Genomic DNA, 6483 nt, shown 5'->3' with positions numbered 1-6483 from the left:
CCTGCCAGTAAAGTGAACACATCCTTTTTAAGGAATGTTCCCAAAATCATCAGGCCACACACAACAAATAAGATTAACTTAACCAGTTGTAAGTAACCCTTAATCGGCTTATTTCTAGATTTTGGATTACGTTGATAGATAAGATTAAATATGTTTAATATTTCACTGACGGTAAGCGCAAGTGTAAGAAAGATAAATGCTTGCGCGCCCATTTCTACAAAAGAAATGAACTTTGGAGTTAAATGAGGAACCGTTGCAATGCCGTTCATAATCACAACAGCAGGAACAATATTTGCAAATTTCTTTATGACGCTATGCTGGGCAAAAATAGATTGATTGGGTGATTTTAGCTTGGTCACCAAGTGACGGACGCCCCGAACAATAATGCGTTTAGCAATAAAATTTGCGATTGCTGCAAATAAAATCAAAATGGTGAGTGAAACAAGCATTTCTAGCCAAGGATAATGGCTTAACTGAACCCGAATATCGCGGAAAAAACTTAAAAAATCCAAACCTCTACACCTTAAAACTTTCTTTTCTAGAATTTTAAGGGCTAAAGCATGTGTTAATAAGACTTGTTTACATATGTAGGCATAAATACAACAACTAAGTTATATACCCTGATATTTATCTCATTATTTTTGACGCTGAACTATAAGGTTTTATCTGCTTATGTTTTAGATCACACACATAAACTAGATCCAACAAATCTGTTCATCTAGAATAATACGTTAAACGAATAATTTTGGTTTTAGTGAGTGAAATTTTCTGATTTTTTGACTTTTATTGGAGTAGTTTGGTTCAGCTTATTCTTTGTCTATATTGCTTGGACCTTTTTTCTTAAAAGTCTGGTTCATAAGTTTTTAATTTATAAACGAGGAACGATGACTTCTGCCGAAGTTGTGTATTTTCAGGACTCATTAGCTAAGGTGCAATATCGCCCGTTATGTTATATAAAATTAAAATTTCAAACTGAGCAAGGCGAAATCATTACTGAAAACCTTAAGGTGCTTATTGCTAAACAAAATCACGATCAATATAAAGTCGGTAGCATCATCAAAATTAAATATGACCCTAAAAATTTAAAGAATATTTCAATATTGGGAGAGGTCATGGTTTAAGTGATTAGAGATTATTTAAAAAGTAAGATAAACCCTGAGGTGCCCGCCCGTTCAAGCGACTACTCGTTGTCACTCGAACCAGATTACTCCAAGTAATATTGCAACAATGCTTGATCAATTTTTTGATTAAAGATACATCTTCATGGCATGAAATAGGCTCGAAGCCACCTACCAAAAGATAAACCTCTGCACTAAAACTTAAATTCGCCCCGTGAATATGCGCGTGATCCATCTGATCTTTATAATGCGCTAAATATTTTTGCTGTTTCGTTATAGAGAGATGACTAAAATCGTCTAGCGTCACAGTGCCGCAAATTGCATCTGTGGGTTGATGCTGGATTTGATAGCGCAGCCAATCAGGACTCACCACGGTGTCTGCATCGGTACATGCAATCCAAGTTACACCACGCCCGATTAAATGACGGATTCCTAAATCCCTCGCCTTGCCGACACATGCATAGTTGCATTCAATCCAGTTGATTTGATGGCTTTGGACGATCAACCGCGACTGATCTGTACAGCTATCGAGTACAACAAGCACTTCTACCTCATAACCAGAAATATTATCTATGGCGACCTGAATAGATTGCAAACAAGCAGATAGATAGTGCTCTTCGTTATGCGCTGGAATGACGATACCTATTTTCATCTTAGTTTTTCCTGCTGTGCTAAAGAGGAAGTGTTCGCCGTCCATAGATCAATCATAAAATCTGGATCGTTTAAGCTGAGATAGTGATGAAATGGGAAATGTTGCTGAAAGCCTTGATGGACTTGTTCTGCATTTAATTCAAAATCTTGAATTTCATGACGCCAATGACAACAAAGAATCTCGCCGTCGTCATTTAAACTATGTTTTAACTTTTCAATAAACTGCTGCAATTCATCAGCAGATAAGTAATAGGCCATCTCACTAATTAAAATGAGATCAAATTTTTGAATTGAGTAGTCTTCTGGTATTTTTCTATTTTCAACAATCACATGCTCAAATTCTTTTAAGCGCTCGGACGCTAAGCGAACAGCACACTCAGAGACATCTATACACAGCAATTGCTCGGCTCTTTGTGCCAAATGAAAACTTAAATGTCCATTTGAACAGCCCACTTCTAACACTTTTGAGTAACGAGGTTTTGTCAGCAGCGCGAGACAAATTTGTCTTTTACGAGCTTCATACCAATGAGAGTCATAGCCCCACGGATCACTGTTATGACGATATAAATCTTCAAAGTACATGCGAGAATGAATCACTCAAATAAACCTCATAAGGCATTAAAAGACGTTTAATTGCACTTGAAGAAAGAACCGTAGCATTACCCGTGGTTTCATCTGCTTCAAGTTGGGTTTTAAACTGCAAAATTGCTTGATGTTTTTTAGTTAGCTGTTCTTCAGTTAAGTGATAGGCTTTTGCTCGGTACCAATCGATTCGAGAGTCTAAAGGCTTTGCCCAATGCCAAGCCCAAATTAATACGTGTAAACATAGAAGCTGCTTAGCGGTTGCGTAAGCTTGTACGGTTTTACCAACGGCTTCATGGTCTGGATGACCATCAAAGGCATAACTACAAATTAGAATGTCATCGGCTTGAACGATCTGCTCTAAACTCTGCAACAGTTGATCGGTTTGTAAATGAATCTGACCATCTAACAAATTAAGCTCTACATGCTCGGTTGACCCTTCTACCCCTAAACACTTTAAAGCCGCCAAGCTTTCTTGCGGACGAAGAATGTTGAGCTGATCTGGAGGATATTTTGTAGAGTTAGGATGGCTTTGGGTGCCGTTACTTACCGCTAAAATAAGGATCTTACAATTCAGCGCAATGAGTTGTTGCATTAAGCCACCGCAACCAAGCACTTCATCATCAGGATGTGGAGCAACAATCACCACCCTTTTAGAGCGAAATAACTCAAGATCTAAAGCTGCTAAAGGTTGTTGTTGAAATGCATTTAACCATTGCTCTTTTGACGTACCCTCACCAAAAATAATGCGGTCTTCGACCAAAGGATGTTTTAAAGTTCCCATAGGCTTTGGTCCGATAAACAGAGTTCTGTAATTTGTTGGTAGTCAAAAGCAGCATGACTTTGCCTGATAAACACAGGTAAATCAGCCATGAGCTGTGCAAAAGTAGCATCTTCACAAAAAGGACGAGCACCTAACGCTTTACCTACTCGCTCAACCACACTCAGACAGCATTGTTCTGTTTGGGCACGTAGTATTCGTATTTCCCGCTCATGATTTAGCATAGGTTTGCTGTCAATCAGTTCAGCAACATATTGAAAATATTGCTTAGTAATTTCTAATTGATGAGCAACCTCTCCTAAGTACAATTTTTTAAAAGGATTCGGACTGACCTGACAACTTTCTTGTAAAAAACCAGCTAAACCAACGGCGGCACCGTACCAACAAGCTGCAACACCTGCTGCACCATGCCAAAAGCCTGGACGTTTTAAATAACTATTTGGGTGACCAATCAATTTAACAGGCGTATTTTCAAAACTTACTCTTGCAGTCTGTGTCGCATTCATCCCGACTGCATGCCAGTGGCTTGAGTCTGTGCTAATAGAAGAATGACTTAAGTCAACAATACAAAGCTGTGCCTGCCCTTGTTGATTTTTATAACTCATTAAAACTTTTTGAATAAACTCTGCACCAGAACACCAAGGCTTTATGCCATTACACAGGTTATCTTTTACCTGCAATGGAGCTGGTCCACCGTCTGCTGCCCAAACAGCCCAAAGTTGGTCATCTATTTCTGGGTGATAACCCAATTCACTTAAAATGCTTAAAGCATCGCAATGCGACTCAAAAAGCTTCGCCAAACTTAAATCGACTCCAGCAACCTGAGCAAAAAGTTGCCAGCGTTGATAGGTCTGACCCGAAGCAGGATGAGGCAAGTTTTTGGCTAAATTTACCAATTGAGAGAGTAAACTTATACGAAGCTTGCTTTTATCTTCAGCCGAGGCAGATTCAAATTCACTCAAGACACTTAATATCGTCACATTTATAGGTATTTTAATATTCATTGCAAATAATTATTTATAAGACTTGGTTTAACCTTATCTAAATACTTCTGTTTAAATAAACATATAAATTGTAATAAAAAGATAAATATTATTAGTTTTATATCTAATTATTTCATTGTTACTCGAATATATTTATTAAGTGAACTTATAAACCCATCCTGTAAGGTTTATTAAAAACCCCTGATTTATCCAATTATTTAAAGTAATTTAAGTCTTACCGTTTTTCTATTTCTAAAGAAGAGGTCTAAAATGAGCACTTTAAATATTAATGATATTAAAAAACACGCAGACGTTATTGCTTCTTGTGGTACTAAAGTAGGTACAGTCGACCATCTTGATGGCGAAAACCAATTAAAGCTGACTCGAGACGAAAGCGGTCAACATCACCTTATCCCTACAGGATGGATTGGTGAAGTGAAAGAAAACCAAGTCATTCTGAATAAAAATTCACAAGAAGTTAAAGATCAGTGGCAAGCGATCTAGACTTTTAAGCACAATACGTGACTTAACGTGAAATTTATAATAAAGCGATTTAGCTTATAAAAAATAATAAGGCTTAAAAACTTTACAGCCTAACTCCCCGAACTGAAGGCTCCTTTTTATAAGGAGCCTTTTTTATTTATGAAATCTCTGCCTTAGACCGTTTTTATCTCTAGAAGCCTTTAGTTAGATGTTTTTGTCCTTTACTCACATGGTGATCGATTTTACTTAATGCTAAAAATTGTCCATTCGCATTAAATGAACAATTATGAATAGGGTGACGTATATGATCACAGGGAATCATCAACTTAAAGCAAGAAAAGTACATTTTGATTTTGCCGAGTCATCTGTCTGTTGGATGCCGAATGATCCGCTATGCTCACACGTAGCCAATGGTATTAATATGCTCTTGCCGGCTGGTGAGTTTTGGTTTTGCCGCGTGTTTAATAAAACCCTTCCCTTGATTACCGATGAAACCTTAAAACAAGAAGTGATTGGCTTTGTTCGTCAAGAAGCAGCTCATGCACGTGCCCATGAAAAGGCTCAGGACTTCTTACGTGAAAATGGCTACGACATTCAAGAAACACTTAACCGCGCCCATTTTGTATTTAACATTTTATTGGGTGACAAACCTTTAGGTATGCCCTTTTTAAAAGGCGAAAAGCTTGATGAATATTGGTTACTTTTCCGAGTAGGTGTGATTGCTGCAATTGAGCACTTTACTGGAACCATTGGTCAGTGGACACTCGACAGTAAGTCTTGGGACCAAGCCGACCCTGCTATGGCGGACTTGTTCCGTTGGCATTTGGCTGAAGAAGTTGAACATCGCTGTGTTGCTTACGACTTATTTGAGCATCTCTTAACAAACAAGTTTGGTTTTTATGTGTCGCGCCAACTGATTATGGCGGCTGTTTTTCCGCTGTTTATTTATTTCCTTGCTGACTTTGCGCGTAGTTTAGGCCAACAAGATTTAGAACATGAAGATATTCAAAAATTGATGCGTCGTGGCTACTTCAAAATTATTCGTGAATTTGAAAAAACTGCGACTCGCTCAGACAACCTACCGACCATTAAATATTTATGGAAAGCGACATTAAGATGGGTTTCTCCAAAATTTAACCCACTTCATGAAGGTGACACCGAGCAAGCTTTAGCTTATATGGCTCGTTCGCCTGCTGTTCAATATTTTGAAGGAATGGCACAGGGTGCAAAACCTGCGGCATTAAGCTAAGCAGCTATTATTATTTAAATTAAAAAGCCTCCTTGTTTGGAGGCTTTTTCTTAGGTGAGTTTTGTCGCTTAAGCAAAATTTAAAAAGAAATAATCCAACAACCGATCTCTTTCATCTACCGTATTTTTATCTAAAAGCTGGACCATCGCCCCATCAATCATAAATAAAAACATGTAGGCATCTTGGATGGAGACCGTAGCTTTTAAGGTTAAAAGCAACTTATAGATTTCGTTAACAAACCAGTTTCTATAGTCAACCACAACTTTATAGGCAACTGGATAGAGCTTTTCAATTTCAAAAATTGCTTTAAAGGGTAAATGATAAAAGCCATTTAAATCGGCATGTAAAAGGTAAATCTGCCTAAGTTTATCAAGCACCATTTGCTCACGGTAAGAACTAATAATGGAAAACACTTTTACTTTAAGCGCATCTTTTTGAAAAGTGAGACACATCTCGATGAGTCGTGCTTTTGAGTGAAAGTCGTTATAAAAAGTAGCTTTGGCAACTTTGGCTTCTGCAATAATTTGGTCGACCCCGACCTTATGAAATCCATATTGATTAAACAAGTCTTTTGCGGTGTGAAGCACTCTAAGTGCTCTAAATGAAGATTCTAAATTTGGCATAGGAATACCGTTT

General features: G+C 37.8%; 8 protein-coding genes and 1 pseudogene. 3 read left to right on the top strand and 6 right to left on the bottom strand.

Annotated elements, in window-relative coordinates; all coding sequences use genetic code 11:
* Positions 1 to 512: pseudogene (locus UC75_RS12840) on the bottom strand (mechanosensitive ion channel family protein); the annotation flags it as partial.
* A gap of 246 nt (positions 513 to 758) precedes the next feature.
* On the opposite strand from UC75_RS12840, the gene UC75_RS12835 reads away from it, so the two are divergent.
* Entirely contained in the window at positions 759 to 1121 is a 363-nt protein-coding gene (locus UC75_RS12835; protein WP_049837826.1) for a DUF3592 domain-containing protein, read from the top strand.
* A 4-nt stretch (positions 1122 to 1125) separates the two neighbouring features.
* On the opposite strand, the gene UC75_RS12830 is transcribed toward UC75_RS12835, so the two are convergent.
* Genes UC75_RS12830 through UC75_RS12815 form a run of 4 tightly spaced genes read right to left on the bottom strand, consistent with a single transcriptional unit; the run spans position 1126 to position 4136 of the window.
* Entirely contained in the window at positions 1126 to 1770 is a 645-nt protein-coding gene (locus tag UC75_RS12830) for a glycosyltransferase (protein ID WP_049837825.1), read from the bottom strand.
* Positions 1767 to 2366, bottom strand: a complete 600-nt coding sequence (locus UC75_RS12825) for a class I SAM-dependent methyltransferase (RefSeq protein WP_128825262.1) — start codon at positions 2364 to 2366, stop codon at positions 1767 to 1769. The genes UC75_RS12830 and UC75_RS12825 overlap by 4 nt, the downstream gene beginning before the upstream one ends.
* Positions 2341 to 3135, bottom strand: coding sequence for a PIG-L deacetylase family protein (locus tag UC75_RS12820; protein ID WP_049837823.1), 795 nt, complete (start codon positions 3133 to 3135; stop codon positions 2341 to 2343). Before UC75_RS12820 ends, UC75_RS12825 begins: the two co-directional genes overlap by 26 nt.
* Positions 3123 to 4136 carry an acyl-CoA/acyl-ACP dehydrogenase gene (locus tag UC75_RS12815; protein ID WP_049837822.1) on the bottom strand — a complete coding sequence of 338 codons (1014 nt, stop codon included), beginning with the start codon at positions 4134 to 4136 and terminating at the stop codon, positions 3123 to 3125. The genes UC75_RS12820 and UC75_RS12815 overlap by 13 nt, the downstream gene beginning before the upstream one ends.
* Positions 4137 to 4385: 249 nt before the next feature.
* Between UC75_RS12815 and UC75_RS12810 the strand changes: the two genes are divergently transcribed.
* Together UC75_RS12810 and UC75_RS12805 are read left to right on the top strand one after the other, a co-directional pair.
* Positions 4386 to 4619 carry a DUF2171 domain-containing protein gene (locus UC75_RS12810; RefSeq protein ID WP_049837821.1) on the top strand — a complete coding sequence of 78 codons (234 nt, stop codon included), beginning with the start codon at positions 4386 to 4388 and terminating at the stop codon, positions 4617 to 4619.
* A 283-nt stretch (positions 4620 to 4902) separates the two neighbouring features.
* Positions 4903 to 5847 (top strand): metal-dependent hydrolase, encoded by a 945-nt coding sequence (locus tag UC75_RS12805; protein WP_049837820.1) that lies wholly within the window; start codon positions 4903 to 4905, stop codon positions 5845 to 5847.
* A gap of 68 nt (positions 5848 to 5915) precedes the next feature.
* Here UC75_RS12805 and UC75_RS12800 read toward each other — a convergent pair whose 3' ends face one another.
* Positions 5916 to 6470 carry a TetR/AcrR family transcriptional regulator gene (locus UC75_RS12800; protein WP_049837819.1) on the bottom strand — a complete coding sequence of 185 codons (555 nt, stop codon included), beginning with the start codon at positions 6468 to 6470 and terminating at the stop codon, positions 5916 to 5918.
* Between the last annotated feature and the right edge of the window lie 13 nt (positions 6471 to 6483).

It is taken from the genome of Acinetobacter sp. V2, from assembly GCF_001188385.1.
Taxonomy (GTDB): Bacteria; Pseudomonadota; Gammaproteobacteria; order Pseudomonadales; family Moraxellaceae; genus Acinetobacter; species Acinetobacter oleivorans.
This window is presented reverse-complemented; position numbering and strand designations above follow the sequence as displayed.

What these genes read in the sequence shown, in the direction of transcription:
- UC75_RS12830 (WP_049837825.1), bottom strand. Translation starts at nt 1,770, where the DNA reads ATGAAAATAGGTATCGTCATTCCAGCGCATAACGAAGAGCACTATCTA.
- UC75_RS12820 (WP_049837823.1), bottom strand. Translation starts at nt 3,135, where the DNA reads ATGGGAACTTTAAAACATCCTTTGGTCGAAGACCGCATTATTTTTGGT.
- UC75_RS12815 (WP_049837822.1), bottom strand. Translation starts at nt 4,136, where the DNA reads ATGAATATTAAAATACCTATAAATGTGACGATATTAAGTGTCTTGAGT.
- UC75_RS12810 (WP_049837821.1), top strand. Translation starts at nt 4,386, where the DNA reads ATGAGCACTTTAAATATTAATGATATTAAAAAACACGCAGACGTTATT.
- UC75_RS12805 (WP_049837820.1), top strand. Translation starts at nt 4,903, where the DNA reads ATGATCACAGGGAATCATCAACTTAAAGCAAGAAAAGTACATTTTGAT.
- UC75_RS12800 (WP_049837819.1), bottom strand. Translation starts at nt 6,470, where the DNA reads ATGCCAAATTTAGAATCTTCATTTAGAGCACTTAGAGTGCTTCACACC.